Source organism: Herbaspirillum sp. Sphag64 (genome assembly GCF_014192645.1).
Taxonomy (GTDB): Bacteria; Pseudomonadota; Gammaproteobacteria; order Burkholderiales; family Burkholderiaceae_D; genus Herbaspirillum.
Genome location: NZ_JACHYE010000007.1, coordinates 63,068 through 88,424 on the forward strand (window position 1 = coordinate 63,068; position 25,357 = coordinate 88,424).

Consider the following 25,357-nt stretch of genomic DNA (forward strand, 5'->3'; position numbering starts at 1 on the left):
TTTGAAGCCCGCCTTGAGCGGGCTTTTTCTATTGGAGAAATCATTTTATGGATCGCATCGAGACCTACGTCGGGCAATCGATTTTGGAGTGGAATTTCAGCAAGCCGGATCAAAACAAGATGGTCGCCCTGGCGAAGATGATTTCATTGATGTTTGGCAGCACGACCATGGCAAACGGGCTGGCTTGCACACAGCAAACCGTGGCGACTATGTTCGTCAATATCGGTGCCGGCGAGATTTACCAGGCCGCGCAACTGGAAGCGACCGCTTGCGGCACTTTGCCAGCCGATACTGCGCACACGATCATGAAGCAGGGCATCGCCTTGGACACAGTAGTGGTGCCGAACTCCGCGACCGGCGTGACTGCGTTCACCGCGCCAGCGACTTCCGGCCAGTCGATCAATTACCTGATCGAAGCTGCCTATGCAGACTCTGACGTCAGCATTGATCCAACAACCGGCACAAGCCCTGTCGTACTGCCGTTTTACAACTCGAGCAACCCTCAGTCACCATTGCAGGGACCAGGCGGAACCAGTGCGACAAGCAACACCTTTAGAAAGGGTATTGTTTCGCTTCAGGTCAAGGCTGGCGCAGCAGCTACAACTGGCTCGCAGACAACCCCGGCACCAGACAGCGGCTACGTTGGGCTATGGGTGGTTACCGTGGCCTATGGGCAGACTTCGATTACCTCAGCGAACATTGCTGCCTACCCAGGCGCACCAATTTTGCCATCTTCGATACTGGCATCGCTGCAATCTGGCAACCTGCAATATGGGCAGGATGTCGGCACGACTGCAAACGTGGTGCAGGGCTCGTTTCCACTGCCTCCCGCTGCACTGGGTGATACCCAGCCTTTCTGGGTCAAGATCAAAAATACCAACACCGGAGCGACTACATTCACTCCGAACGCTGGCGTGATCGCTGCCTCTCCGTTGGTTGGAGCAGCTCATGCTGCGCTGCAGGGCGGGGAACTCATTGCCAATGGCCGTGCCCTGATTGTGTGGCGTCCGGACATCACATCGTATGTCCTGATTGTATGCACTGGCGGCGCAGTGCAGGTTGCCAATGCTACAGCTAGCCAACATGCTGTGACCTTGTCTCAATTGTCAGCTGCAACCGCTGGCCGTCTGCTGAACATCATCTATTACTCGGTGGTGACTCAGACAGTCACGGCTACGATCGCGAGCCCAGGGGTATTCACTCCCTCGCTTGGCGCGTCCAATATGCCGCGCAATGGTTCGCCGATCGTATTCACGACAACAGGCGCGCTGCCAACTGGCATTACAGCGGGAACGACTTATTACGTGGTGAATGCCGGTGCGTCGACGTTTCAGGTTGCTGCGACAGTTGGTGGCACTCCTATCGTCACCACCGGGTCGCAGTCTGGGACTCACACGATGAGCAACCCGGTATATACCAAGGCAACAAATAACCCATCGTTTGTTATCACTGAAGTGTGGGGGGGCGGGGGAGGCTCGGGGGGCATTGTTGGTTCGGCTTGGTCTAGTGGCGGGGGTGGTTCTGCGGGTTACGCGAGACAGAAAATATTATCTGCAAACTTGCTTGCAACTGAGACGGTTACTGTCGGCGCAGGCGGCACGGCTGGTACCACTTCCGGTACTAATGGCGGCACAGGTGGCACGTCGAGTTTCGGATCGCATTCATCTGCGACTGGTGGCGGCGGATCATCTGGCGGCTCCGCTGCGATCTCTGGTAATGGTGCAGGCGGCACTCCTGGTAGTGGTGTAGGTGGCGACCTTAATTTGACTGGCAATTATGGTCAAAACGGCGTGGGCGCGAACGGCACCTACGGATCGGCCGGTAACGGCGGGGCAAGTTCATTAGGTGGTGCAGGTTTAGGTTACGGAGCGTCAACTACCGGAGGCGTGGCCCAATTACAAGGTGCAGGTTCGTCTGCAGCGCCGGGTTCCGGTTCCGGAGCGGGCGGGTCTTGCTCATTAGGCACTGCGGAAACAGGTGCGACGGGCGGCTCTGGTCTGGCCATCGTTTACGAATACGCATAAGGATAATCATGACAACAATGGCACGCATCCAAAATGGAATAGTAGTCGAAATGTTGACGGCGGACCCATTCCCACCATTCAATCCTGCCTTGACATGGGTGGAGTGCGACAGCACGGTGCAGGTAGGCGATATCTATGATGGGACAAATTTTTCGGCGCCCACGGTCACTTTGGCCGCAGCTCAATCCTCACAGATCGGAATTATCGTAGCCGCATACCAGTCTGCTATTTCAACCCCTGTCAGCTTCACAACCGCTGGCGGCGTGACAAAGACATTCCAGGCCGACAGCAACAGTCAAGATCTGCTGGTCACCGCGGTAGCAGGGTATAACGCGCAGAAGGCTGTCCCAACAGGTTTTTACTGGAAGTCGGCAGACAATACGCAGGTGCCGTTCACGCTCGCGGATCTCAATGGACTGTCTGCAGCGATGTTGGCACAGGGCTGGACAGCCTTCCAGCATCTGACCACGCTCAAAGCGCAGGTCGCAGCCGCAACGACTGTCGCCGCTGTTCAGGCCATCGTCTGGTAACACCCGCTCCACCATATCAAGTCTAGGCCACCTTCGAGGTGGTTTTTTTACGCCCGCTGCGCGCGGGCTTTTTTACGCCTGGAGCAAACATGCCAATCATCAAACACCTGATCGACGCGTCTCAGGGTAAGCATCCACTTGGGGCAGCGCGGTCAGGAAAGTGGCCGACTGTACGCAAGAAGCACCTTGAGGACAACCCATGCTGCGCCGTTTGCGGCGGCACTGAGTCGCTGGAGGTTCATCACATCCGGCCTTTTCATCTTCATCCTGATCTTGAATTGGATCCAGCCAATCTAGTCACGCTTTGCGAAGCGAAGAAAGACGGCGTGAACTGCCATCTCTTTGTCGGCCATCTAGGCAATTTCCGCAGTTTCAATGTCGACGTCGTGGCAGACGCTGCAGCTTGGGCCGAGAAGATCGCGCACCGGCCTCTGCATGAGGAGGCAACCGCATGATTGACCTGGAAACTATCAAGTTGGTGGTCGAATTGCTAGTCGCCATTTTTGTGGCCCCGTTGGCCTGTGTTCTTTGGTGGATGCTGCGCAAGCTGGTCGCTGATGTCCGCGATCTGGAGCGCGCGCTGGCTGATTACAAGCTGCACGTGTCCGAGAATTTCAGCACAAAAAATGACCTCACCAAAGCGATTGAACAGTTCAGTCGCTCTGTTGATGCCGTTTTCATGAAGCTGGAGCGCATCGAGGACAAGCTAGATATGAAGGCGGACAAGCCATGAATCCAAAGGACTTCATCGCGAAAATCGCACCGGGCGCGCAGGCATGCATGCGCGATACAAAGATCCCGGCCAGCTTCACGATCGCGCAGGCCGCGCTTGAGTCAGGCTGGGGTGCCAAGGCGCCTGGCAATAACCTGTTCGGGATCAAGGCTGATCCTTCGTGGCATGGCCCGACAGTGGACTTCAGCACGCATGAGGTGGTCGCCGGCAAGTCGGTGCCGTTGGTCGACAAATTCCGGGCATATCCGGATTGGGGCGCCTGCCTGCTGGACCATGCGAAGTTCCTGACAACGAACAAGCGATATGCGCCAGCGTTCATGCACTCGGATAACGCTGAACAGTTCACGTTGGCCGTCGCTGCCGCTGGTTACGCCACCGATCCTCAGTACGCGACCAAGATCATTGCTGAAATCCGTTCTCGCAACCTGATGCAGTACGACTTACCGGCGTAGATCAGAAAAAAACAGAGGTGCCAACGGAGAACCGTGCGCTGAGTTCTCTGATTTGACGCGTATTCAATTCGCGTTTTCCGTTCAGTATTTCCGATACAACACCTTGCGACCCGATCTCTGGGAGATCTGATTGAGAAAGGCGATGTTCATCCATAAGAAATCGAAGTGCATCAGCTGGAGTTACTGATTTGGGAGGATAATTTTGATCCTCATATTCTCCGATCAATGTTCCGAGGATATCCACTAGATTAGCGAGAGCATGATTCTCTTCTCCAGCGCCAATATCTAGCAGTTGGTTTAACGATGACACGGCATTGTTGTAGTCACCCTCACTTCGGATGGCGCTCAATGGGATTACAGACGACAAAGCCACGAAGTGAGTGGTGACATCTTCAATCACTCGCTTTTCTATTAGGGCTTCCATTTGTCGTACTCCTTGTGGGTGAAAACGTGCCGGATATACAGCTTCTGAACGTTGAAGTGAATGGCGGCGACGATTCGGTATTTGTTGCCGCCAATATCAAAGACGTAAAACGCATTTACTTTATCGGTGGCATTGAATACCGCCTTGAGTTCCGAATAATTTGCAAACGTGCGGGATTGAATGATTTTACGCCAAGCTTGCATTGGGGCGTCAGCCGCTTGATGGACGGCAGAAAAGTCAGTCAATGCTTTGTTGGATATTATTCGCATACATTTAGTTTATCTCAATTTGAGATATTTGCAACTGAGCGTTGTATTTCTTGGGCCTTAGAGGTTAATGAAGATATGTAACTAGCATTTGTAACAACACAAACGAACCTGCTTCGGCGGGTTTTTTTACATCTAAAGAAAGGGTTGATATGTCCAGAAACACCTTGCTGTTCTTGGGGGCCATCGTGGCCGTTGTGGCCGGATTGCTGGTGTCTTACTTTCCGCCGCCGCAGAACGCCGTTGCCATTTGGTCGATGGTGAGCATGTTCATTGGCTACGGTATTCGCGATCTGTTCGGAGCTGACAAGCCGCCGTCGCCACCACCGGCTGCGCCAGTTACTCCAGATCTTGTTGCGCCAGCAGCGAAACAGTAATACCCGCAGCACCTCCCGGCCATTCCGGCCAAACTTCTCCAATAGGAACGACCATGAAACGTCTCGCCATTCTGGCGGCGATTGCCGCTGCCTGCTTGCTTTCCGCTTGCGCCTCGACATCTGCTCCAAAAACACCAGCTCAGACCGTGGCGGATCTTGCCGCCCAGGTACAGAAGGCCTGCGCCGTGGTTCAGCCGACCATCGTATCACTGCAGGCGCAATCGGCCAGCCTGACCGCTGATGAAGTAGCGGATTTGGGCAAGGCCGCCGATTTGGCCACCAAGGTCTGCACGGCAAGTGCCGCGACCGTTCCGACGACCACAGTCGATTTAGTGCAAACGGCTTTCCCTGTGGTGATCAAACTCGTCAATGCGGCGCCGTTGCCTCTAGATGATAAGGCTGCAGCTTCGCTGGCACTGACTGCCGCGCAGATTGCCCTATCGGCCGCACTGGCGCAGTAGCATCATGAGTCAGTTCCTGACAGAGCTGGTTACTGAGTGCATCGATGACCTGGCAGCATCGGGGCGGGGCATCTGGCGCATCGTGGAGCCGCTGGTGTATCAGTCGGACGTGCTCGGCAAGACGATCGTAGTTGAGCCCGGCTTTCTGACGGATTACGCGAGCGTGCCGCGTCTGCCACTGGCATACCTGCTCTTTGGTGACACCAGCCATATCGCCGCCGTCATTCACGACTGGCTATTCCACCATCACGAGGTCTGCGACGAGCCGACCGCCAATCTTGTGCTGTTGGAAGCATCGAGGGCGGAGGGCATCCCGGCGTGGCGGCGACTCGGCATCTACCTGGGCGTTAAGATCGGCGGTCGTTCCTCGTGGGAGGAGGACGGGCTCGGCAATGGTCACTCAATTATTGCTGGCAGGGTAGTGTAGCCGTGATCATGGGATGCGCTATACTGTTTAAATATACAGTATAGTTTCCCATGAAAAAGCTACGTCAGCCCATCCGCCAAGATCGCCTCAAGGAACTCGCCAGGTCAAATCCTGAGCCGGTGGTGCAGGAGCTTTTGTGGGAAATTCTGCGTTTGCAGTGGATGCTTGACCAAGACCGGCAAGATATCGAATTGATCCGGCAGGCTTGGACGGAGGAGGTCGGCGGGAGCCTGGTAGCCATCCATGTCATGCGTTCGAGGCTGATTGGGGAGACGGGGAAATAGGGGGCGATTTCTATGTTTACGGCAGTTTTAATAGCACAGTGCCGTTTGAATAGCACAAATGAAAAAGGCTCCCGGTCTGGGAGCCTTATCTACAGCTTGGCGGAGAGAGGGGGATTCGAACCCCCGATAGGCTATTAACCTATACACGCTTTCCAGGCGTGCGACTTCAACCACTCATCCATCTCTCCGGAATTCCGGTGTCGCATTTAGCGAAGCCGCTGATTATAGCAATATTTTTTGAGAGTGGATAAGTTTTTTTATCCGGTTGATAAAAATAAAGGCGATGCGTTGTGGCATCGCCTTTGTTCTTTCCTGCACGATATGTATCGCCTGCTACAGGCAGCGGCTGATTCTGCCAGCCGCTGTTGCATCATGCGTTATTGCGCTTCTTTTAGTTGATCCAGAATGGCTGGATTTTCCAGGGTGGAAATATCCTGAGTGATGTTTTCCCCCTTGGCCAATACCCGCAGCAGGCGTCGCATGATTTTGCCTGAGCGCGTCTTGGGCAGGTTGTCGCCAAAGCGGATTTCCTTGGGCTTGGCGATAGGGCCGATTTCCTTGGCAACCCAGTCGCGCAACTCTTTGGCGATTTGCTTGGCTTCGTCGCCAGTAGGGCGTGGGCGCTTGAGGACGACGAAGGCGCAGATCGATTCGCCGGTCGTTTCGTCCGGCTTGCCGACGACGGCAGCTTCTGCCACCAGCGGATTGGCGACTAGTGCCGACTCGATTTCCATGGTGCCCATGCGGTGTCCGGAGACGTTGAGCACATCGTCAATGCGGCCGGTGATGGTGAAGTAGCCGGTTTCTTCATTGCGGATCGCGCCGTCACCTGCGAGGTAGATGGTGCCGCCCAGTTCTTCCGGGAAGTAGCTCTTCTTGAAGCGCTCTGGATCATTCCAGATGGTGCGGATCATCGATGGCCATGGACGTTTGACGACCAGAATGCCGCCCTGGCCGTTGGGCAGGTCATTGCCGGTTTCGTCAACGATCGCAGCGGTAATGCCAGGCAGCGGCAGGGTGCAGGAGCCTGGTACCTGTGGCGTTGCGCCCGGCAGCGGCGAAATCATGTGGCCGCCGGTTTCTGTTTGCCAGAAGGTGTCAACGATCGGGCATTTTTCTGCGCCGATATTCTTGTAGTACCACATCCAGGCTTCGGGATTGATCGGTTCGCCGACCGATCCCAGCAGGCGCAACGAGCTCAGATCGTATTGCTTTGGATGGATCTTTTCGTCGGCGTCGGCGGCCTTGATCAGCGAGCGGATTGCTGTCGGCGCGGTGTAAAAAATAGTGGTCTTGTGGCGTTGTACCATCTCCCAGAAGCGGCCGGCATTGGGATAGGTCGGGACGCCTTCGAATACGATCTGGGTCGTGCCGACTGCCAGCGGGCCGTAGGCAATATAGGTGTGGCCGGTGATCCAGCCGATGTCGGCGGTACACCAGTAGACGTCGTTGGGCTTGATGTCGAAGGTCCATTGCATCGTCAATATCGCCCACAGCAGGTAGCCGCCGCTGGCATGTTGTACGCCCTTGGGCTTGCCGGTGGAGCCGGAGGTGTAGAGGATGAACAGCGGATGTTCAGCATCGACCCATTCCGGTTCGCAGACGTCGGATTGATTGGCGACGACATCGTGCAGCCAGAGGTCACGACCGGTAACCCAGTTGATGTCTGCGCCAGCGCGCTTGTAGACGATGACGTTGCGGATGGTGTCGCAGCCGCCCATGGCAAGTGCTTCGTCAACGATGGCTTTGAGTGGCAGTTGCTTGCCGCCGCGGACTTGCACGTCAGCGGTAATTACTGCGACTGCGCCAGCATCGATGACACGCTCTTGCAGCGATTTTGCCGAGAAGCCGCCGAAGACGACCGAGTGCGTAGCGCCGATACGGGCGCAGGCTTGCATGGCGGCGACGCCTTCGATGGACATCGGCATGTAGATGACGACGCGGTCACCTTTTTTGACACCGAGCGACTTCAGGCCGTTGGCGAAATGGCAAACCTTTTTGTGCAGTTCGCGGTAGGAAACACGGGTGACCTGGGCATCATCGGATTCGAAGATGATGGCAGTTTTGTCCGCATTACCATTTTCAAGATTAACGTCGAGGCAGTTGTAGGAAACGTTGAGCTGGCCGTCTTCAAACCATTTGTAGAAGGGGGCTTCACTTTCGTTGAGGGTCTTGGTGAAGGGCTTTTTCCAGTGCAGCTTGCTTCTGGCAAGGCGGGCCCAGAAGCCTTGGTAATCGCTTTCTGCTTCGGCGCACAGGGCGTTGTAGGCAGCCATGCCAGAGACGGCAGCGTCACGTACAAAATCGGCCGGCGGGGCGAAAACACGGTTTTCCTGCTTCAGGGTTTTGATGTCTGACACGATAGTCTCCTACGATAAATGTTTTTTGCTTTAGAGAGACCTTAAGCGGTTTCTCTTACTCGGCCCTTACATATTGCTTGTGTGCGTCTGACGCTTGCTACGTTGCACCGCACATTTAGCTTGATTATCGCACTGGCTGTCAGGAATTGTGACGAATGGCAGTAATCGAAACTTATCTCGTGAGTTCGGCAAGAGGCGGGTGGCAGGTGTAAAATAGCGCGCTGAATTATCAGGCTGATTGCGTTGTTGCGATTGTTTCGATTGTTGCGCTGCATCCAAGCCTGACAGGAGGCGGGGCAACATTGCTGCAGCTCTCAGCTCTCCACCGTTTTATTCACCCCTTCGGTTTTACACTCTTTTGTGCCAATGAACGACTCACGCCACAAGCCAGCACGCCGCAAGATCGGTATTCTGCCGAATCTGATTTTCATGAGCCGGTGGTTGCAACTGCCTTTGTATCTGGGGCTGATTCTGGCGCAGTGCGTCTACGTCTATCATTTCTGGGTGGAGCTCAGCGATCTGATCGGTGCGGCACTGGGCAACGCAGGATCGCTGGCACATATTCTGGATGCCGTTGCCATTGAAGGCGCGCCACGTCCTGACAAGCTCAACGAACAAACCATCATGCTGGTGGTGCTGGCGCTGATCGATGTGGTGATGATCTCGAATCTGTTGATCATGGTCATTGTGGGTGGCTACGAGACCTTTGTTTCGCGCATGAATCTGGAGAGTCATCCTGATCAGCCGGAGTGGTTGTCCCATGTCAATGCCTCGGTGCTGAAGGTCAAACTGGCGACGGCGATTATCGGTATTTCGTCGATTCATCTGTTGAAGACCTTCATCAACGCCAATCTTTACGATGTCAAAACTTTGCTGGCGCAGACCGGCATTCACATTACCTTCCTGTTGTCGGCGATGGCGATTGCGTATTGCGATCGTTTGATGAGCCATCAGCATGGCGATGATGACGCTGAAGCGCCTCAAGAGCACTGACCTATCCTTTCAATTAACCCGAGAGAACCAGCCATGACTATCATCAAGCAAGACGATCTCATTGAATCCGTAGCAGCTGCGCTGCAGTACATCAGCTATTACCATCCGGTGGATTACATCCAGCATCTGGCACGTGCCTATGAGCACGAACAGAATCCGGCGGCCAAGGATGCGATTGCGCAGATTTTGACCAACTCGCGCATGTGCGCCGAGGGCAAGCGTCCGATCTGCCAGGATACCGGTATCGTCAACGTGTTTCTGAAGATCGGTATGGGCGTGCGCTTCGAGGGCTTTAGCGGTTCCGTTACCGATGCAGTCAACGAAGGTGTGCGTCGTGGTTATGCCAATCCGGATAACGTTTTGCGTGCCTCGATCGTGGCAGACCCACAATTTGAGCGCAAGAACACCAAGGACAATACCCCAGCCGTGATCCACATGGAGCTGGTGCCGGGCAATACGGTTGATGTGCGTATCGCTGCCAAGGGCGGTGGTTCGGAAAACAAGACCAAGTTCGTGATGTTGAATCCTTCCGATTCGTTGGTGGACTGGGTCTTGAAGACTGTGCCGACCATGGGTGCTGGCTGGTGTCCACCGGGCATGCTGGGTATCGGTATTGGTGGTACCGCAGAGAAGGCGATGCTGATGGCCAAGGAAGTGTTGATGGACGACATCGACATGTACGAGCTGAAGAAGCGCGGCCCGCAAAACAAGACCGAAGAACTGCGTATTGAATTGTGCGACAAGGTCAACGCGCTCGGTATCGGTGCGCAAGGTCTGGGCGGTCTGACGACGGTGCTGGATGTCAAGATCATGATGCATCCGACCCATGCCGCATCCAAGCCAGTGGCAATGATTCCTAACTGTGCGGCGACGCGCCACGGCCACTTTGTGCTCGATGGTTCGGGCCCGGCCTATATGGAGCCGCCATCGCTGTCGGAATGGCCTGAAGTACATTGGGTACCAGACACAGAGAAGTCCCAGCGCGTCAATCTGGACACGCTGACCAAGGAAGAAGTGGCTTCCTGGAAGCCCGGACAGACATTGCTGCTCAACGGCAAGATGCTGACCGGCCGTGACGCTGCGCACAAGCGTATTCAAGACATGCTGGCCAAGGGCGAGAAGTTGCCGGTTGATTTCACCAACCGCGTGATCTATTACGTCGGACCGGTGGATCCTGTGCGTGACGAAGTCGTTGGTCCAGCTGGGCCAACAACGGCAACCCGGATGGACAAGTTCACCGACATGATGCTGGAGCAAACCGGTTTGATTTCGATGATCGGCAAGTCCGAGCGTGGTCCAGTGGCGATTGAGTCGATCAAGAAGCACAAGTCGGCTTATCTGATGGCGGTTGGTGGCGCTGCCTATCTGGTGTCGAAGGCGATCAAGTCGGCCAAGGTGCTGGGATTTGCGGATCTGGGCATGGAAGCGATCTATGAATTCGATGTCAAGGATATGCCGGTCACGGTCGCAGTCGATTCCAACGGTATCTCGGTGCATAACACCGGACCGCAGGAATGGCAGCAACGGATTGCGACCAGCACTTCGCTGAGCGGTATTCCGGTGACGACGGTTTGATGCGGGGTTTGCTGATCAGATGAGCAAACTAGCATTATCTGCAGCGACGATGCCGATGGACGCCGATGCGCCCATCGGCATTTTTGATTCTGGCATTGGCGGCTTGTCGGTACTGCGCCATGTGCGGTCAATTTTGCCGCAGGAGGATCTGCTCTATTTTGCAGATTCAGGCTATGCCCCTTATGGTGACAAAAGTGAAGCGCAGATCATTGAACGCTCGCTGTCGGTTGCTGCCTTTTTGGTGCAGCAGGGTATCAAGGCGCTGGTGGTTGCCTGTAATACGGCCACAGCCGCCGCAATCGACGCTATCCGTGCGCGGTGGCCGATGCTGATTGTGGTTGGCATTGAGCCGGGACTGAAGCCGGCAGCATTGCAAAGCAGACGCGGTGTGATCGGTGTGCTAGCCACACGCAGCACGCTGGCTAGCGCGCGCTTTGACGTGTTGCGCGAACAGCTGGCTGTCAGCACGGGGGCGCGTTTTGTCATGCAGCCCTGTGTCGGATTGGTTGATCAGATCGAAAAGGGAGAGCTGCTATCGCCAGTTACTACCGCTCTGGTTGATCGGTATGTGATGCCGTTGATTGCCGAGGGGGCTGATACGCTTGTGCTGGGATGTACCCATTATCCGTTTGTGCGAGATCTGATTGAGGCGTCAGCGCGCCATGCTGGTTGTGCCGCTCCGATGATCATCGATACTGGTGAGGCGGTTGCCCGGCAGTTGCAGCGTTTGCTGGAGAGCCGCCAGTTGCAGCGCGTGAAGGGACGCGATGGCAATTATTTGCTGGGCTACACCACGGCCAGCCAGTCGTCGCTGAGCACGGCATTGTCCCGATTGCTGAACATTGAGGCAGAAGTCAGGGAAATTACCAGTAAAGCCACGGCAGCATAAGTTGCTTTGAACGAATTGCATGATGGCTAATAATTATGTTTGCCTTATACGTCAGAATTTTGTATAATCTTTTGCTTCACTGATTCAAGACAGTTTTAGGTCTCGACAGTGCAATGGTGGCTGTAGCTCAGTTGGTAGAGTCCAGGATTGTGATTCCTGTTGTCGCGGGTTCGAGTCCCGTCAGCCACCCCAACAGTTTCAATGAAAAAGCCCGCTCTTGCAGCGGGCTTTTTTTTGCTGCTCACAGTCGTCGCATGGTCATTGGTGGCAAAAACGTCCGAACAGAACGGGTTTTGCCTTGTCGACATTGGCCATGTTTAATGGAGAGGCAGCGATTAATAATTGTTGTCCTCAAAAATCGCTTGTTGTTCCAGTCTCTGTTTAAGCCATGCCGCGGCGATGCCTAGCGGTTCCGCCTTTTTCCAGACCAGATCAATCCCCACTTGCCAGTCGGTATGGGGATAGGCCGTCAGATCGAGTTCCACTAACTCGCCACGCGCTAATTCAGCAAGAATCAATTGTCGAGGCAGTGTTGTCCAGCCAAGACCGGCGCGGGTCATTTCAAGCAAAGTCAGATAGCTTCCGGCTCGCCAGCAGCAGGTTGCATCAAGATATTCGGAGGTCGACAATCCGTGCGAATGGGCACTGAAAGCCAGTCTCCGGTGTACATGTAAATCAGAGAACCTGACTTTGCCGAGGCTTGCCAGTGGATGCTCCTTGCAGACGACATGCGTCAGTACCAGGCGTCCAAGCTGTGTGAAGGCTAAATCATCCGGGTAATTGGCTTGCGCAAATCCCATACCCAATGTGGCCAATCCCTCGTGTACCAAGGTGCTGAAATTGCCTTCGTGAGGAGGTCGGATATGGACGCTGACATGCTCGAACCGTTGTGCAAATTCATTGAGTGGTGCCACGACGACGCTGTAAGGGAGCTCAATGCTGAGCGTGAGCGCTGTCTCCACGCCCAGATTAAGGCTGCTGACTTGTCCTTCGAGTACTTTGCATCGTTCCAGAATTTCCTTCGCCTGGATCAGTAGCGCTTGTCCTGCGGCGGTGAGCACAGCAAGTTTGCTGCTGCGATCAAACAACTGTACCCCCCAATCTGCTTCGAGATTGGCGATGGCGCTACTGATGGTGGATTGGGTCTTGCCCAGTTTGCGCGCTGCCGCGCTGAAGCCACCTGTTTGTGTCACTAAAACAAAGACTTCTAACTGGTCCAGCGAATAACGCATGACTAACTCCATGAGGCATCGAAAAAATCGATGGTTGTTCATTTTGCCAGAACTATGAATGCGGCGACTATGGCTCCTGGCTTACCGAATGGAGTAAAAGATGCGCAAATTGTTATTGCAGGCAGACCATGTCATTCCCATGACCCCTGGCAATGAAGTCATCACGGATGGCGCGGTAGTCGTGGATACGGTCACGGGAATCATCCTCGATATAGGGGCGGCAGCGAGCGTGCGCGCTCGACATCAGGAGGCGACCGTACGCTCGTTGCCAAATCGGCTATTGATGCCGGGGCTGGTCAATGGGCATTGTCATTCGGGTATTTTGCGAGGGACGGCAGAGGGACTTCCGGTCTGGCAATGGCTGCAGGAGTTTATCGATCCCATGCACCGGGTATTGACGCCGCAAGAAGCTGAAATTGCGTCGCGCCTGTGTTACGCAGAGGCGCTGCTGTCGGGTACAACGACCATCGTGGATATGTGGCGGTTCATGCACGGGAGCGCGCTTGCCGCCAAGGAGCTGGGGATTCGCGCGACTCTTGTGCCCTACGTGGCGGAGCATCCCGATCATGATTATTTTGAGACTCTCCAGAGTAATGAAGAGGTGATCAAGACCTGGCATGGTCAGGCCAATGGTCGTATTCAGGTCTGGGTTGGTCTGGAGCATATGTTTTACGCTGTGCCGCAAGCCTGGAAGCGGGCTACTGCAATGTGTCGCGACTATGGTGTCGGCCTGCATACCCATAGCAATGAAAGTCAGTTTGACGTGGTCGAAACGCAAAAGCGCTATGGCCTTCGTCCCGTCCAGGCGCTAGAAAAATTTGGTTTGCTCGACGCGCCTCGGGTGATGCTGGCGCATGGATGCTGGCTCGATGATGCAGAAATTTCCCTGCTCGCCGAGAGAGGCAATATCGGCGTCATCCATAATCCCACCAGCAATATGAAGCTCGCCAGCGGTGTCGCTCCGATAGAGAAGCTGTTGGCCGCAGGGATCGCGGTGGGTCTCGGTACGGATGGCGAAAAGGAAAATAATAATCTGGATATGTTCGAGGAGATGAAATTTGCGTCTCTACTCACCAAGGTGTCATCCATGAATGCCGCCGCACTGGACTCTTGGGAAGTCTGTCGTATGGCGACCATTGGCGGTGCGCGCACATTGGGCCTGGAGCAGCAAATTGGCAGTCTGGAAGTTGGTAAGGCAGCCGATGTCATTGCGGTTCGTACGAATACACCTCGCATGACACCGCTCTTGTGTGGAAAATATCTGAATCTTCATCACAACCTGGTACACGCTGTGCAGGGTGGAGATGTCGAGTTGACGATGGTGGCAGGGCAGATTGTGGTTGAGGATGGCCATCTTAAAACCGCCAGTATCGCGAGCCTCATCGCGGATGCCAACGCCGTGGTTCCTGGTTTGTTTGAGCGACGTGAAGCCTGGCTAAAGAATCAGCGCGCCGTAAGTCGCGGTGCAATTTGACAGGGTGATGCCGCAGACTTCGATATCAGAGCCGACAAACTGAACCCGCTGGCATAACATCGCGGCATATGGACATCATCGTGATGTCTGCAGCTCACAGCCAGGGGGATTGATGTCAGTCGTTGTCCGCAGCACTGCTACCTTAGCCGCTACGCTGCATCTGGAGCAGTCGTCCAGCCAGCAGCAGTTGAAGGTGGGCGGTGAATGGACGCTTGCCAACTATCGTAGTCTGCAGCAACAAATCGTTGCGTTGCAGCTGCCATCTGATGATGCTCTTTCTATTTGTGTGCAGCAGTTGACGGCACTGGATACTGCGGGAGCCGCCCTGTTGACCAAGCTGCTTGGGACAGACCGTGCACAGCGCCTGGCGCAGACCCAGAGCGATTTGCCGGCCGCCTGGAAATCCTTGCTGGCCATGGTGGCGACGTCAACTCTGACCGCTGGTGACGGCGTTGTTCCGCGCTATAGCTGGCTTAGTGACATGCTGGTGCGCATCGGTGCTGCCGTCTGCGACGCGGGCAACATGCTTGTCGCATTGCTGGGATTTATCGGATTGACCTTGCAGACCTTGCTGCGGGATATGTTGAAACCGTCGCAATGGCGGGTCACTGCGACGGTGGCGCAGCTGGAACAAACCTGCCTTGATGCGGTGCCGATTGTGGCACTGCTCAATTTTATGGTGGGTGCCGTGGTCGCCTTTCTTGGTGCCACCGTGCTGGTCAGTTTTGGTGCCGCTATCTTTACGGTTGATCTGGTGGCCTTTTCATTTTTGCGTGAATTCGCAGTGCTGCTGACTGCGATTTTGATGGCAGGACGTACAGCCAGTGCATTTACTGCGCAGATTGGCGCGATGAAAGCCAATGAGGAAATTGACGCGATTCGTGCCCTCGGACTGGATCCGGTCAATCTGCTGGTGTTGCCGCGGATGCTGGCCTTGCTGGTGGCGATGCCGTTACTGACGTTCATTGCCATGATGGCGGGTTTGCTTGGCGGCGCTGTGGTGTGTGCGTTTGTGCTGGATATCAATCCGACCATGTTCCTGACATTGCTGCACCAGAATGTCGGGATCCGTCATTTCTTTTTGGGCATGGCAAAGGCGCCTGTGTTTGCCTGTGTCGTTGCGCTGATTGGTTGTCTGGAAGGATTCAAGGTCAGCGGAAGTGCGCAGTCAGTGGGGGCGCATACGACCTCGAGCGTGGTGCAGTCGATTTTTCTGGTGATCTTGATCGATGCGCTGGCGGCGTTGTTTTATATGGAGATGGGATGGTGACCATCGATTCGGCAAACAATCCTGCCAGTCATCAAGCGCAGAAGATGGCACCGGCGATTATTGAGGTGCGCGGACTGGTCAACCGTTTTGGCAAACATACCATCCATGATCAGCTCGATCTGTCTGTCGGTCAGGGTGAAATACTCGGCGTTGTTGGCGGATCGGGAACCGGGAAATCTGTACTGTTACGCAGCATCGTCGGGCTGCAAGCACCAACGGCTGGCAGCGTACAGGTGTTTGGCCAGGATTTGTCGTTGCTGTCGGCATCACAACGTTCACGTTACGAGCGACGCTTTGGCGTGTTATTTCAGCGCGGTGCCTTGTTTTCGTCGCTGACTGTTCTTGAAAACGTCGCTTTGCCTTTGATCGAATATGGCGGGATGACACGTGCCGAAGCGCAGCATCTGGCTGCAATCAAACTGGCATTGTCGGGCTTGCCGCCCGAGGCAGGCGCTAAAACGCCCGCGCAACTATCGGGCGGGATGGTCAAGCGCGCTGCGCTGGCCCGGGCGCTGGCACTTGATCCTGATATTTTGTTTCTCGACGAGCCTACGGCCGGACTTGATCCTATCGGTGCCTCCGCATTTGATCGTTTGATCATGACCTTGCGTGATGCACTTGGCCTCACTGTCTTTTTGGTGACTCACGATCTTGATACGTTGTATGCGATATGTGATCGGATTGCGGTGCTGTCTGCGAAACGGGTACTGGTGGTTGCCGACATTGCTACGGTGGCGGCCACCGACGATCCCTGGATACAAGATTATTTTCAAGGGCCTCGCGGTCGCGCGGCCAGTAAGGCTGCACTGTCGCTACAGAAGGAGTAATCATGGAATCTCGCGCGCATCACGTCCTGATCGGCGTGTTCACGGTGGCAGTAGTCGTTGCCGCACTGCTTTTTAGCTTGTGGCTCAGTGGATTAGGAGGGGACAGGAGCGTGAATTTTTATACTGTCATCTTCAATCAAGCCGTGAATGGACTTTCCCGGGGAAGCACCGTTCAGTACAGTGGTATCAAGGTTGGCGATGTCGTGCAACTGACACTGGATCCCAATGATACGCGACGTGTGCTGGCACGGATTCGGGTTGTGGGGCATATCCCGATCAGACAGGATACCGGCGCCAAACTGATACCTGCCGGTATTACTGGCACTTCCGTGATTCAGTTGACCAACGGCGCGCCGGAAAGTCCACTTCTGGTCAGCAAGAACGATGACGACCCGGTGATCGTCGCGGTACCTTCGACGTTGACTGCTGCGTTGTCCAATGGCGAAGACATCATGAACAATCTCAATACGATACTGAGCAACGCACAGCAATTCATGAGTCCTGACAATGCGCGAAATCTGGCACTGAGTCTGGAGCATCTGGCACAGCTCAGTGGTGCACTGGCGCAGCAACGCGATCATTTTGGTGAGTTGGTGCGGCAAATGAAGAACGTCTCGTATCAGACCAATCTGGTGATGTTACAGACCAATCATCTGTTGTCTGGGCCGGGGACCGAAGCGATGCACAATTTGCAGCAGGCGACAACATCGCTGGCCGTCAGCAGCAAGCAGATTGAAACATTGATTTCCGAAAACCAGGGAACCCTCAAGAACGGCGTGCAAAGTATTGCGGAAATTGGGCCGATGCTGGTTGAGCTGCGAGGAACCTTGGCCTCGGTGCGATCTATTGCGCGCAGTATGGAAAATAACCCGCGCCGATTCTTGCTGGGACGAGACAATCTTCAGGAGTTCGCGCCATGAATCCATTCCCGGTTCGTGCATTTTCGACGCTCTGTTTGTTGCTCCTGATGACAGCATGCAGCATCTTGCCCAAAAGTGAGCCAGTGGCGGCTTATCGATTACCGCCGATGGTATCCGGTGGGCAGGGTGTTTCGATCCAGAGCACGGCGGCCAGCGACGATGTTCATGGTCATTCATTACGGATTGTGACGCCCAATGGCAGCCGGATTCTCGATAGTGATCGCATCCTGGTGTTGCCAGAGAATAATCTGGTCCAGTTTTATGCGAATGCACGTTGGACCGACCCGGCACCTGTTTTATTGCGTAATCGCTTGTTGCAGGCATTTCTCGCAGATGGGCGGATACCTTACCTATCCAGCGATGACAGCAGTGTGATGGCAGATCAGGAGCTCATTGGTGATTTGATTTCCTTCCAGAGCGAGTACCACGATGGCAAGCCAATAGTGGTGATCAGATTCAGTGCCAGCCTGATCGATCAGGCCAGCCGTCGCATTGTGGCAATACAAACGTTTGAGGTACAGCAGGCAGCCGTTGGTGTGCAGCTGGAAGAAGTCGTTACCGCTTTTGGTCAGGCAAGTGATGCACTGGCGACGCAAGTGATTGGGTGGGTGATAGCTCAGCCCCGTGTGAATATGAAAAGGTGACAAAGGAATGAATGCTGCCTGAATGCAAGCGGCGCGGACTGCTGAATTAGTCCGCGCCGTTTGTTATGTATTGTCCGTCGCGATCATCAATGACGGGAAGAAACATTCCACAAATCGACATGTCCATCCTGAGCCTGGGCGTCGATTGCCGCCAACTCTTGTGCTGTGAAATCCAGCCGTGCGAGTGCTGCCACGTTTTCCCGGATTTGTTTGCTGCTGCTGGCACCAATCAGGGTTGACGTCACTCGCGGATCGCGTAAGACCCAGGCCAGTGCCATTTGTGCCAGCGTTTGTCCGCGTGCTGCAGCAATAGTGTTGAGGGCTCTTACACGTGCCAGGTTTTCCGGGCTGAGGTGGTCGTTCTTGAGTGAACCTCCCCCTTCGCGATTGACGCGCGCATCGGACGGGATACCGTTGAGGTATTTGTCGCTCAACAAACCTTGTGCCAATGCGGTGAAGGTAATGCAGCCCATGCCTTGCTGCTGCAGCGTATCGAGCAGACCCTTTTCAATCCAGCGATTGAACATGTTGTAGGAGGGCTGATGAATCAGGCAGGGAATGTGCCATTGCTTGAGCAGACTGGCGGCTTCCTGGGTCTTTTGTGGCGAATACGACGAGACACCGACATACAGGGCTTTGCCTTGTTGGACTGCGGTAGCGAGTGCGCTCATGGTTTCTTCGAGCGGTGTATCTGGGTCGAAGCGATGTGAATAGAAAATGTCCACATACTCCAATCCCATGCGCTGCAGACTCTGATCCAGACTTGCCAGAACATACTTACGAGAGCCTCCACCTTGCCCGTAAGGACCTGGCCACATATCCCAACCGGCCTTGGTGGAAATGATCAATTCATCGCGATAGGGACGAAAATCACGTTTGAAATGCTGCCCAAAATTGCTTTCTGCACTGCCATACGGTGGACCGTAGTTGTTGGCCAGATCAAAATGCGTGATACCCAGATCGAAGGCGGTGCGGAGCATGTCGCGCTGTGTTGAGAGCGCCGTTGTATCGCCGAAGTTGTGCCACAGTCCGAGTGACATGAGTGGAAGTTGCAGACCGCTGCGCCCGCAGTGGCGATAAAGCATGGTCTCGTACCGTTGATCGGCTGCCTGGTAAGTCATTGGATAAGTCTCCTGATTATGTGTGAGTCATCGGGGCGGTGCCAGGGGAGTACATGAGCACTGCAAGTGCCGTCTTGCCTGGATTGAAACATGCATGCATCTGGTGTCAGCGCGCGGCGATCAGTGAATAACTGTGATCCAGCGCGCCAATGCAAGCCAGGATATTTTACGCAAACAAACTGGTTTAAGCATGATGCCTGCGAACGACGTTTGTGCGGGGCAATCCGAAGCACTTGTCTTCAATCCTCGTTGGATGTCTTTTTTGTGCGGACGAGCTCAACGCAAGCTTAATCAGTGCGTCTGGTATTGCCAGCATCTGCACTTATCGGTAGTGCTGATTAGCAGAATGTTGTGTATGGATTCATTCCTTATTTTTTAGTTCTAGTCCTATTATTTTGCGCAACGTTAGCGGTTATTCTTCTTTGCCTAATTCTCGACAATGCGATGTGAAATTAATCGCAATCATCCACACGTTATCTACATTCATCGGGTCAGTATCCATGCTGGCCTTGCATGAACGCGCGCTACCAACCAGGAAGATGAATGAAAAACTTGACGATCAGAGGACGGTTGATCTTTGCCGTGGGATTTCTTTCGCTACTGCTGACGACGATTGGCGGTGCCGCATTGCTGGGGTTGAAGAAAAATAATGACACATTTCGGACGGTCTACGATAACCGTCTGGTGGCCTTGGGACAACTCGATAATATCGTTCGAAGTATCTTGCGCAATCAAATCGAATTGACCGTCGCCAGTCACGATGCGCCATCTCGACTCCGGGAACATTTGCAGATCATCAAAGAAAACATGACGCAGGCGGATAAAGATTGGACCGCCTATATCGCTACCGGTATCACAGCAGACGAACACATTTTGCTGATGCAGTTCGAGAAAGCAATGGCGTCATTTCGCCAGCAAGCACTGTTGCCGGCATTAAATCTGCTGCAAGCAGGCGAGCACGATGCGGCACGAAGTTTTTTTTATACCGTTGGATTACCTCTGTTTGCGCCACTCAGATCCACCATGGACCAGCTCATAGAGCTGCAGCTGAATATCAGTCGCGATGAATTTGATCAGGCGCAGCGTGATTATGAGCGATTCAAGGCCTTTGCCATTTTGATGATGCTTGGTGGAGTCTTGCTGGCTGTGAGCATGCTGGTCTGGTTGATTCGGGCAATTTCGCAGCCGCTCAATACGGCGGTGCAGCTTTCCAATGCGATTTCAGACGGCAATCTGACACTGAAGGTCGAGGCCGACTCTACCAATGAAACCGGGCAATTGCTGCAGGCGCTCAAGGAAATGAATAGCAGTCTGGCGCATATTGTCGGTCAAGTGCGCGTTGGCACCAATACCATAGCCGTTACCACGGAGGATATTGCTAGCGGTAATCTGGATCTTTCTCAACGTTCAGCACAACAGGCGACGTCGGTGCATCAGACGGTGGTGGCGATGGGGCACCTGAGTGCGCTTGTCAGGCAAAGCTGTGAGGATGTTCGGCAGGCTAATGAACTAGCGCTGTTGGCATCTGCTATAGCGATTGAGGGCGGTGACTTGGTGGCCCAGGTGGTCGACAAAATGGAGGCAATCAAGACGGCCTCTGCGCATATTGCGCAAATTACCGCGCTGATTGATGGAATCGCATTTCAAACTGACATTCTGGCGCTCAATGCCGCCGTTGAATCTGCTCATGCCGGTAAACAGGGATATGGTTTCGCGGTGGTTGCCAGTGAAGTGAGGCAATTGGCGCAGCGTGCAGCGCTGGCTGCCAGGGAAATCAGAGTGTTGATTGGAGAATCAGTCTCGCAGGTTAGCCAGGGAGCAGTGCTGGTCGAGCGTGCCGGGGTGACGATGACACGGATTGTTGACAGCATTGCTCAGGTGACAGCGATCACGGGTGCGGCCTCTGTCGCCAGCGATGCGCAGGTGGCGAAAATTAAGCGAGTGGAGCGGTTTGTGACTGAGATTGATGATGTGACGCAGCAGAATTTGGCACGCGTAGTGCAGGCTGCTGCTACCGCAACCTTACTTAAAGAGCAGGCCTGTGGTCTTGCTGAGCTGGTTAGCGTGTTCCAGCTGGCGGAGGCTGAACCGAAGAGACAGGCCAATTATGAGATCCAGGATATTCTCGGCGAGTCGCGTCGAAACAAGGCATTGCAAGAGGAGCGGGAGCAGGCTGTGGATGTCACGGTCAAGAAATCGTGGGTTGATTAATGATTGATGAGACGTCAGGAAATGATACGTGCGAGCGTTGACCGAGAGCGATGTCCTGGCCCCTTTCAAGTGATCAACAAGCTACCAGTTGACAGACGTTGCGCCAGGAGCATGGCATGAAAATGAGCAAGGAAAAGCGGTCTGATATACGCAGTCAATGGTGGCGTCGACACGGAGTTTTTTTCGCGACCTTCTGTTTTTTAGTGGCCCTATTATCTGCGGAAAATGCCCTTGCCTCAGTGCATCACCAACAGATGACAGTGCAGATTTTCTCTGAAGTACAAGTCCCACATCATCATTTTTCTTCGAACGAGCAACATTGGGGGCGGCGCTTCGGCTGGGATCGACTACATTTCTGGGTATCGTTGCTGGTGCTGCTGATGCTTATCGGCGTGCTTTGTTTGCTGCTGTTCTGGCGCCGACGGCAATTGGCTCTGCTGGCGCAAACGCAGCAGGATCTGGCGCACCAGCGATTGCTCATGCGGGCGGTGATGGATGCGGTCCCTTATCCGATGCTGCTGAGGGCAAAAGATGGCCGCTTGCTGGCAGTGAACCGGCGCTATGAGAGTCTGTTCCAGTCTTTGCGTGGCGATGTTGTCGGAAAAATTGAGGTTGATACCGCTGCGCTATCAACAACACTGGCAAACAAGCTTGCCAGTGAGGGTAATCACGTTATTGCTAGCGGGCGGACGTTTACTGAGGAATTGTCTTATCGGGACGAGCATGGTAACGACAGTATTGCTTCGTTTCTGATGGAGCCGATCATGGTGCCGCCATCACAGACTGCACTCGGTGTAGTGGGACTGCTGATTGACAAGAGTGAAGCGCGCCGTGCCTATGCCTTGGCCAATGCGGCCATGCAGCGGTTGCAGGACTTGACGGACAATCTTAGTGTTGTGGTATTTCAGCTGCAGCTGACAAATACCGGTATGTTGAAATTTGTCTTTGTCAGCGGCAATGCAGATGGACTCTTTGGTATTTCCGCCTGCGCAATGATGGAAGATGAGCGCAGTGCGATGGCGCGTGTGGTGCCCGAGGACCGGGAGCAGCTGCTTGCGGCTGTGATGTTGTCCGCCAATGCGCTGGAACCGGCCAGGTTGATGTTTCGTGTCGATAATGGTACTGAAATTCTGTGGCTGTCAGGACAACTGGTGCCACGGCGCGAGGCGGACGGTTCGACGATATGGAACGGCTATTGGGGCGATATCACCAATGAACGTGAACAAACCACGGATGCCGCGCACGAGGCCGCCAATATTGCGGCGCGTGCAAAAGACGAATTTCTGGCGATGATGAGCCATGAAATCCGCACTCCGATGAATGGTGTCATGGGCTTGGCTGAGGTATTGGCTGGTACGCCCATGAGTACGGACCAGGCTGCGCTGGTGGAGATGATGCGGGACTCTGCAGGCATCATGCTGGCAATTCTTGACGATATTCTCGATTATTCCAAGATTGAAGCAGGTCATCTTTCTCTCAGTTATACCGCCGTCGATTTACGCCAGCTATGTGATCAGGCCTTGGGATTGTTGTCAGCCAAGGCGCAGGAGAAGCGTCTGCAGTTGCGGGTGCAGATTGCTGCTGAAGTCGCTGCAAGACACCTTGTGGACAGCACCCGTTTGCGCCAGATATTGTTCAATCTACTTGGCAATGCCATCAAGTTCACCGCCTATGGCAGCGTGGTGTTGACCATTTCTGTGGAACAGGAGGACGCTGATCTGCAATACCTATGTTTTACGGTGGCTGATACCGGGAAAGGCATTTCCAAGGAACAGTTATCACGTCTGTTCGAACCATTCGTGCAGGAAGATTCTTCAATCAGCAGGCGTTTTGGTGGAACTGGTCTCGGCTTAAGCATCTGTCGCCGTCTGGTCACGATGATGAATGGCGATATTACTCTCGACAGTGTCGAAAATGTCGGCACTGTTGCCAGCCTTAAACTTGCGCTTGTCGTGGCCGAACGCGACTGTTCACATCCAGTCTTGCGCGGGGCACGGGCACGGGTATTGTTGTCTGACCGCAATCTGTTCCTGGCAGCGGAGAATTATCTGACTGCCCTGGGCATGCTGGTGGTTGATGATGCACAAGTCGATATCAAGATTATCAACAACACGCGTCCGGAGAAACTGGAGCTTGTCTGGGGCGGGAAGGAAGGGCGCGCATCTGGGTCCTTGCAGCTTAACGCGAACCCTTTGCAGTGGGGGGCATTCCGTCAGGCTTGCCTGATTGCGCTACGCACGGAAGTCAAACCAGCTCCAGCTGCGCTTGCAGTGGCAACCGAGGTTTCCTTTATCCGTAGTGAACATATTCTGGTGGCGGAAGATAATCCAACCAATCAAGAGGTGATCCGTCGATTTTTGCAACGGCTCAATTTCAGCTGTGACGTCGTCGGCAATGGGCGTGAGGCATTTGAGGCGATGAAGAGCAAGCACTATGCCTTGCTCCTGACAGACTGCCATATGCCGGAGATGGATGGCTATGCGCTGGTCCGCTTTATTCGGGATATTGAAAAAAGAGGAGGATTGATGCGCATGCCAGTTGTCGGAATTACCGCCAGTACCAGAGCTCAGGATGAAGAGATTGCGAGAGATGCCGGCATGGATGCGTGCCTGGTCAAACCAACCGGACTGTCTGTGCTGTCTGACTGTCTGGAGAAATTCTTACCTGGCGTACCCGATGTTTCGGATTCAGCATTGGCGGAGGAGAGAACGGCTGTATTCAGGAAATTTGATCTGCCAGGTACGGAACCGATTAGCCCGTTGCAACTGAAACATCTGGAGAGCGAATTGGGTACTGAGGGCAAGCTCAAGGTCTTGCGTATTTTTCGTGACACGTTAATAGAGGATCTGGAGCGTATGCCTGCGTTGCAGGATCCTGATCTGCCGGCATGGCTGCATCGCGTGAAAGGTGCCGTCGCAGTGATGGAGTTTGATACCTTGTTCAGCGCAATGCAGGCATTGGGTGAGAATCTGAAAGATCGACAGGAAGACGAGCATCAACGTTTGTGCGATTACTTCCATCAGCTGTGCGACGAGACAATTGCGCAAATCGACAAGCTATTGCCGAGTGAGCCCCCTGGGCTTTGATCAGCTTTTTTGTGCGTTGAAATTGTAGCGATAGGCTGCTTCAAACAGTTCGGCATTACTGCTGATGTTGAGCTTGTTCATGGCGGAGATCTTGTGCGTGCTAATGGTTTGCTTGCTACGTGAAAGTTTGGTTGCGACCTGCGAGACGCTGAGCCCGCCAACCAGTAGACGCAGTACCTCCAGTTCTTTGGGGCTAAGCAGATGCAGGCCTATATGGACCCTCGGGTTCTGCAAGCTGAGAATACGTTTGATCGTCGGTGAATAATAACGCTCGCGTAATCGCAATGAGGAAAACGCCGTGCAGAGATGCTCCAGTGGATCTGCCTTGCTTAGTAGTCCTGCAATGTCCTGAGTGACCAGATTGTTGATCACCATGGGGTGATCGATGGTGGTAAGCATGATGATCTGCATCTTTGGATACTGAAGGCGCAGGGTCTTGATGAGTTGTACGCCGTCAGGAAGAATTTCCATCGGCATGGCGTAGTCAAGCACTGCCACATCACATGGCGTCTCTTCCAGCTGCACAAACAGATCACTGATCGTGCAGGCGGTAATCCTGATCTTGCAGATGGGGAGCTTTTCCAGCGTCAACGTCACACCAGCAATAATCAAGGGGTGGTCGTCCAGAATTGCGACACGGATACTCAATTTTTTCCTCACTTGGCTTGAGTGGCTTTCTCTGAATATTGAATTTTTTTGTCAGAGGAATTGCCGGAGATGATCAAATTAATTTCATCTATGATTAGAAATTTTTCTATTATTTTTATTCTGAATAGT

The 25,357-nt window shown here is 54.1% G+C and carries 25 protein-coding genes and 2 tRNA genes; 20 read left to right on the plus strand and 7 right to left on the minus strand.

Going from position 1 to position 25,357, the window contains the following annotated elements; translation table 11 throughout:
• Positions 1–47 precede the first annotated feature (47 nt).
• The 5 genes from FHW66_RS12760 to FHW66_RS12780 all read left to right on the plus strand — a co-directional run bounded on the left by FHW66_RS12760 (position 48) and on the right by FHW66_RS12780 (position 3,739).
• Entirely contained in the window at positions 48–2,024 is a 1,977-nt protein-coding gene (locus tag FHW66_RS12760) for a hypothetical protein (RefSeq protein ID WP_183380193.1), read from the plus strand.
• Positions 2,025–2,287: 263 nt separating this feature from the next.
• Complete coding sequence (locus FHW66_RS21230; protein ID WP_183385582.1) at positions 2,288–2,554, plus strand: DUF4376 domain-containing protein; 267 nt, start codon at positions 2,288–2,290, stop codon at positions 2,552–2,554.
• An 89-nt stretch (positions 2,555–2,643) separates the two neighbouring features.
• Positions 2,644–3,009, plus strand: a complete 366-nt coding sequence (locus FHW66_RS12770; protein ID WP_183380195.1) for an HNH endonuclease — start codon at positions 2,644–2,646, stop codon at positions 3,007–3,009.
• Positions 3,006–3,287: a hypothetical protein gene (locus tag FHW66_RS12775; RefSeq protein ID WP_183380196.1), complete on the plus strand. Its 282-nt coding sequence runs from the start codon at positions 3,006–3,008 to the stop codon at positions 3,285–3,287. The genes FHW66_RS12770 and FHW66_RS12775 overlap by 4 nt, the downstream gene beginning before the upstream one ends.
• Positions 3,284–3,739 carry a glycoside hydrolase family 73 protein gene (locus FHW66_RS12780; RefSeq protein ID WP_183380197.1) on the plus strand — a complete coding sequence of 152 codons (456 nt, stop codon included), beginning with the start codon at positions 3,284–3,286 and terminating at the stop codon, positions 3,737–3,739. The genes FHW66_RS12775 and FHW66_RS12780 overlap by 4 nt, the downstream gene beginning before the upstream one ends.
• A gap of 1 nt (position 3,740) precedes the next feature.
• Here FHW66_RS12780 and FHW66_RS12785 read toward each other — a convergent pair whose 3' ends face one another.
• Positions 3,741–4,163, minus strand: coding sequence for a type II toxin-antitoxin system HigA family antitoxin (locus FHW66_RS12785; RefSeq protein ID WP_183380198.1), 423 nt, complete (start codon positions 4,161–4,163; stop codon positions 3,741–3,743).
• Positions 4,151–4,432: a type II toxin-antitoxin system HigB family toxin gene (locus tag FHW66_RS21235; protein ID WP_183380199.1), complete on the minus strand. Its 282-nt coding sequence runs from the start codon at positions 4,430–4,432 to the stop codon at positions 4,151–4,153. The genes FHW66_RS12785 and FHW66_RS21235 overlap by 13 nt, the downstream gene beginning before the upstream one ends.
• A gap of 149 nt (positions 4,433–4,581) precedes the next feature.
• On the opposite strand from FHW66_RS21235, the gene FHW66_RS12795 reads away from it, so the two are divergent.
• From FHW66_RS12795 to FHW66_RS12810, 4 genes are read left to right on the plus strand one after another with little or no spacing between them, the layout of a single operon-like run.
• A complete protein-coding gene (locus tag FHW66_RS12795) occupies positions 4,582–4,806 on the plus strand; it encodes a hypothetical protein (protein WP_183380200.1) in 225 nt (74 codons plus the stop codon).
• A 53-nt stretch (positions 4,807–4,859) separates the two neighbouring features.
• Positions 4,860–5,267: a hypothetical protein gene (locus FHW66_RS12800; RefSeq protein WP_183380201.1), complete on the plus strand. Its 408-nt coding sequence runs from the start codon at positions 4,860–4,862 to the stop codon at positions 5,265–5,267.
• 4 nt (positions 5,268–5,271) lie between these two features.
• Positions 5,272–5,694: a DUF1353 domain-containing protein gene (locus FHW66_RS12805; protein ID WP_183380202.1), complete on the plus strand. Its 423-nt coding sequence runs from the start codon at positions 5,272–5,274 to the stop codon at positions 5,692–5,694.
• A gap of 50 nt (positions 5,695–5,744) precedes the next feature.
• Positions 5,745–5,978: a hypothetical protein gene (locus tag FHW66_RS12810; protein ID WP_183380203.1), complete on the plus strand. Its 234-nt coding sequence runs from the start codon at positions 5,745–5,747 to the stop codon at positions 5,976–5,978.
• A gap of 97 nt (positions 5,979–6,075) precedes the next feature.
• On the opposite strand, the gene FHW66_RS12815 is transcribed toward FHW66_RS12810, so the two are convergent.
• Both FHW66_RS12815 and acs read right to left on the minus strand, forming a co-directional pair.
• Positions 6,076–6,166: transfer RNA gene (locus FHW66_RS12815), tRNA-Ser, on the minus strand.
• 189 nt (positions 6,167–6,355) lie between these two features.
• Positions 6,356–8,338: an acetate--CoA ligase gene (gene acs / locus FHW66_RS12820; RefSeq protein WP_183380204.1), complete on the minus strand. Its 1,983-nt coding sequence runs from the start codon at positions 8,336–8,338 to the stop codon at positions 6,356–6,358.
• A gap of 366 nt (positions 8,339–8,704) precedes the next feature.
• Here acs and FHW66_RS12825 point away from each other — a divergent pair, with 366 nt between their 5' ends.
• From FHW66_RS12825 to FHW66_RS12840, 4 genes are all read left to right on the plus strand, one after another.
• Positions 8,705–9,331 (plus strand): YqhA family protein, encoded by a 627-nt coding sequence (locus FHW66_RS12825; RefSeq protein ID WP_183380205.1) that lies wholly within the window; start codon positions 8,705–8,707, stop codon positions 9,329–9,331.
• A 33-nt stretch (positions 9,332–9,364) separates the two neighbouring features.
• Positions 9,365–10,906 carry a fumarate hydratase gene (locus FHW66_RS12830; protein WP_183380206.1) on the plus strand — a complete coding sequence of 514 codons (1,542 nt, stop codon included), beginning with the start codon at positions 9,365–9,367 and terminating at the stop codon, positions 10,904–10,906.
• Between the two features lie 19 nt (positions 10,907–10,925).
• A complete protein-coding gene (gene murI, locus FHW66_RS12835; RefSeq protein WP_255458953.1) occupies positions 10,926–11,795 on the plus strand; it encodes a glutamate racemase in 870 nt (289 codons plus the stop codon).
• A 116-nt stretch (positions 11,796–11,911) separates the two neighbouring features.
• Positions 11,912–11,987 (plus strand) — tRNA-His (locus tag FHW66_RS12840).
• A 143-nt stretch (positions 11,988–12,130) separates the two neighbouring features.
• Here FHW66_RS12840 and FHW66_RS12845 read toward each other — a convergent pair.
• The gene (locus tag FHW66_RS12845; protein WP_183380207.1) at positions 12,131–13,027 is read right to left on the minus strand and encodes a LysR family transcriptional regulator; all 897 of its coding nucleotides are present in this window, start codon (positions 13,025–13,027) and stop codon (positions 12,131–12,133) included.
• Between the two features lie 100 nt (positions 13,028–13,127).
• On the opposite strand from FHW66_RS12845, the gene FHW66_RS12850 reads away from it, so the two are divergent.
• The 5 genes from FHW66_RS12850 to FHW66_RS12870 all read left to right on the plus strand — a co-directional run bounded on the left by FHW66_RS12850 (position 13,128) and on the right by FHW66_RS12870 (position 18,162).
• Positions 13,128–14,501, plus strand: coding sequence for an amidohydrolase family protein (locus FHW66_RS12850; RefSeq protein ID WP_183380208.1), 1,374 nt, complete (start codon positions 13,128–13,130; stop codon positions 14,499–14,501).
• Between the two features lie 112 nt (positions 14,502–14,613).
• A complete protein-coding gene (locus FHW66_RS12855; RefSeq protein ID WP_183380209.1) occupies positions 14,614–15,771 on the plus strand; it encodes an ABC transporter permease in 1,158 nt (385 codons plus the stop codon).
• 44 nt (positions 15,772–15,815) lie between these two features.
• Positions 15,816–16,598, plus strand: a complete 783-nt coding sequence (locus FHW66_RS12860) for an ABC transporter ATP-binding protein (RefSeq protein ID WP_183380317.1) — start codon at positions 15,816–15,818, stop codon at positions 16,596–16,598.
• Positions 16,599–16,600: 2 nt separating this feature from the next.
• Complete coding sequence (locus FHW66_RS12865) at positions 16,601–17,518, plus strand: MlaD family protein (protein WP_183380210.1); 918 nt, start codon at positions 16,601–16,603, stop codon at positions 17,516–17,518.
• The gene (locus tag FHW66_RS12870; RefSeq protein WP_183380211.1) at positions 17,515–18,162 is read left to right on the plus strand and encodes an ABC-type transport auxiliary lipoprotein family protein; all 648 of its coding nucleotides are present in this window, start codon (positions 17,515–17,517) and stop codon (positions 18,160–18,162) included. The genes FHW66_RS12865 and FHW66_RS12870 overlap by 4 nt, the downstream gene beginning before the upstream one ends.
• Positions 18,163–18,248: 86 nt before the next feature.
• Here the strand turns inward: FHW66_RS12870 and mgrA are convergent, their stop codons facing one another.
• On the minus strand, positions 18,249–19,283 hold the full coding sequence (gene mgrA, locus FHW66_RS12875) for an L-glyceraldehyde 3-phosphate reductase (RefSeq protein ID WP_183380212.1): 1,035 nt from the start codon (positions 19,281–19,283) through the stop codon (positions 18,249–18,251).
• A gap of 543 nt (positions 19,284–19,826) precedes the next feature.
• On the opposite strand from mgrA, the gene FHW66_RS12880 reads away from it, so the two are divergent.
• A complete protein-coding gene (locus FHW66_RS12880; RefSeq protein WP_183380213.1) occupies positions 19,827–21,494 on the plus strand; it encodes a methyl-accepting chemotaxis protein in 1,668 nt (555 codons plus the stop codon).
• A gap of 254 nt (positions 21,495–21,748) precedes the next feature.
• Positions 21,749–24,580 (plus strand): PAS domain-containing hybrid sensor histidine kinase/response regulator, encoded by a 2,832-nt coding sequence (locus FHW66_RS12885; protein WP_183380214.1) that lies wholly within the window; start codon positions 21,749–21,751, stop codon positions 24,578–24,580.
• Here the strand turns inward: FHW66_RS12885 and FHW66_RS12890 are convergent, their stop codons facing one another.
• Positions 24,581–25,228, minus strand: a complete 648-nt coding sequence (locus FHW66_RS12890) for a response regulator transcription factor (protein ID WP_183380215.1) — start codon at positions 25,226–25,228, stop codon at positions 24,581–24,583. It lies immediately after the preceding gene.
• Positions 25,229–25,357: the final 129 nt, after the last annotated feature.

Bases quoted from the DNA above. Each gene is read 5' to 3' on its own strand.
- FHW66_RS12845 (WP_183380207.1), bottom strand. From the start codon at position 13,027: ATGCGTTATTCGCTGGACCAGTTAGAAGTCTTTGTTTTAGTGACACAA.
- FHW66_RS12870 (WP_183380211.1), top strand. From the start codon at position 17,515: ATGAATCCATTCCCGGTTCGTGCATTTTCGACGCTCTGTTTGTTGCTC.
- FHW66_RS12850 (WP_183380208.1), top strand. From the start codon at position 13,128: ATGCGCAAATTGTTATTGCAGGCAGACCATGTCATTCCCATGACCCCT.
- FHW66_RS12810 (WP_183380203.1), top strand. From the start codon at position 5,745: ATGAAAAAGCTACGTCAGCCCATCCGCCAAGATCGCCTCAAGGAACTC.
- FHW66_RS12780 (WP_183380197.1), top strand. From the start codon at position 3,284: ATGAATCCAAAGGACTTCATCGCGAAAATCGCACCGGGCGCGCAGGCA.
- FHW66_RS12860 (WP_183380317.1), top strand. From the start codon at position 15,816: ATGGCACCGGCGATTATTGAGGTGCGCGGACTGGTCAACCGTTTTGGC.
- FHW66_RS12795 (WP_183380200.1), top strand. From the start codon at position 4,582: ATGTCCAGAAACACCTTGCTGTTCTTGGGGGCCATCGTGGCCGTTGTG.
- mgrA (WP_183380212.1), bottom strand. From the start codon at position 19,283: ATGACTTACCAGGCAGCCGATCAACGGTACGAGACCATGCTTTATCGC.
- FHW66_RS12770 (WP_183380195.1), top strand. From the start codon at position 2,644: ATGCCAATCATCAAACACCTGATCGACGCGTCTCAGGGTAAGCATCCA.
- FHW66_RS12865 (WP_183380210.1), top strand. From the start codon at position 16,601: ATGGAATCTCGCGCGCATCACGTCCTGATCGGCGTGTTCACGGTGGCA.
- FHW66_RS12830 (WP_183380206.1), top strand. From the start codon at position 9,365: ATGACTATCATCAAGCAAGACGATCTCATTGAATCCGTAGCAGCTGCG.
- FHW66_RS12825 (WP_183380205.1), top strand. From the start codon at position 8,705: ATGAACGACTCACGCCACAAGCCAGCACGCCGCAAGATCGGTATTCTG.
- FHW66_RS12800 (WP_183380201.1), top strand. From the start codon at position 4,860: ATGAAACGTCTCGCCATTCTGGCGGCGATTGCCGCTGCCTGCTTGCTT.
- FHW66_RS12880 (WP_183380213.1), top strand. From the start codon at position 19,827: ATGAAAAACTTGACGATCAGAGGACGGTTGATCTTTGCCGTGGGATTT.
- FHW66_RS12885 (WP_183380214.1), top strand. From the start codon at position 21,749: ATGACAGTGCAGATTTTCTCTGAAGTACAAGTCCCACATCATCATTTT.
- murI (WP_255458953.1), top strand. From the start codon at position 10,926: ATGAGCAAACTAGCATTATCTGCAGCGACGATGCCGATGGACGCCGAT.
- FHW66_RS21235 (WP_183380199.1), bottom strand. From the start codon at position 4,432: ATGCGAATAATATCCAACAAAGCATTGACTGACTTTTCTGCCGTCCAT.
- FHW66_RS12760 (WP_183380193.1), top strand. From the start codon at position 48: ATGGATCGCATCGAGACCTACGTCGGGCAATCGATTTTGGAGTGGAAT.
- FHW66_RS12805 (WP_183380202.1), top strand. From the start codon at position 5,272: ATGAGTCAGTTCCTGACAGAGCTGGTTACTGAGTGCATCGATGACCTG.
- FHW66_RS12855 (WP_183380209.1), top strand. From the start codon at position 14,614: ATGTCAGTCGTTGTCCGCAGCACTGCTACCTTAGCCGCTACGCTGCAT.
- FHW66_RS12785 (WP_183380198.1), bottom strand. From the start codon at position 4,163: ATGGAAGCCCTAATAGAAAAGCGAGTGATTGAAGATGTCACCACTCAC.
- FHW66_RS12775 (WP_183380196.1), top strand. From the start codon at position 3,006: ATGATTGACCTGGAAACTATCAAGTTGGTGGTCGAATTGCTAGTCGCC.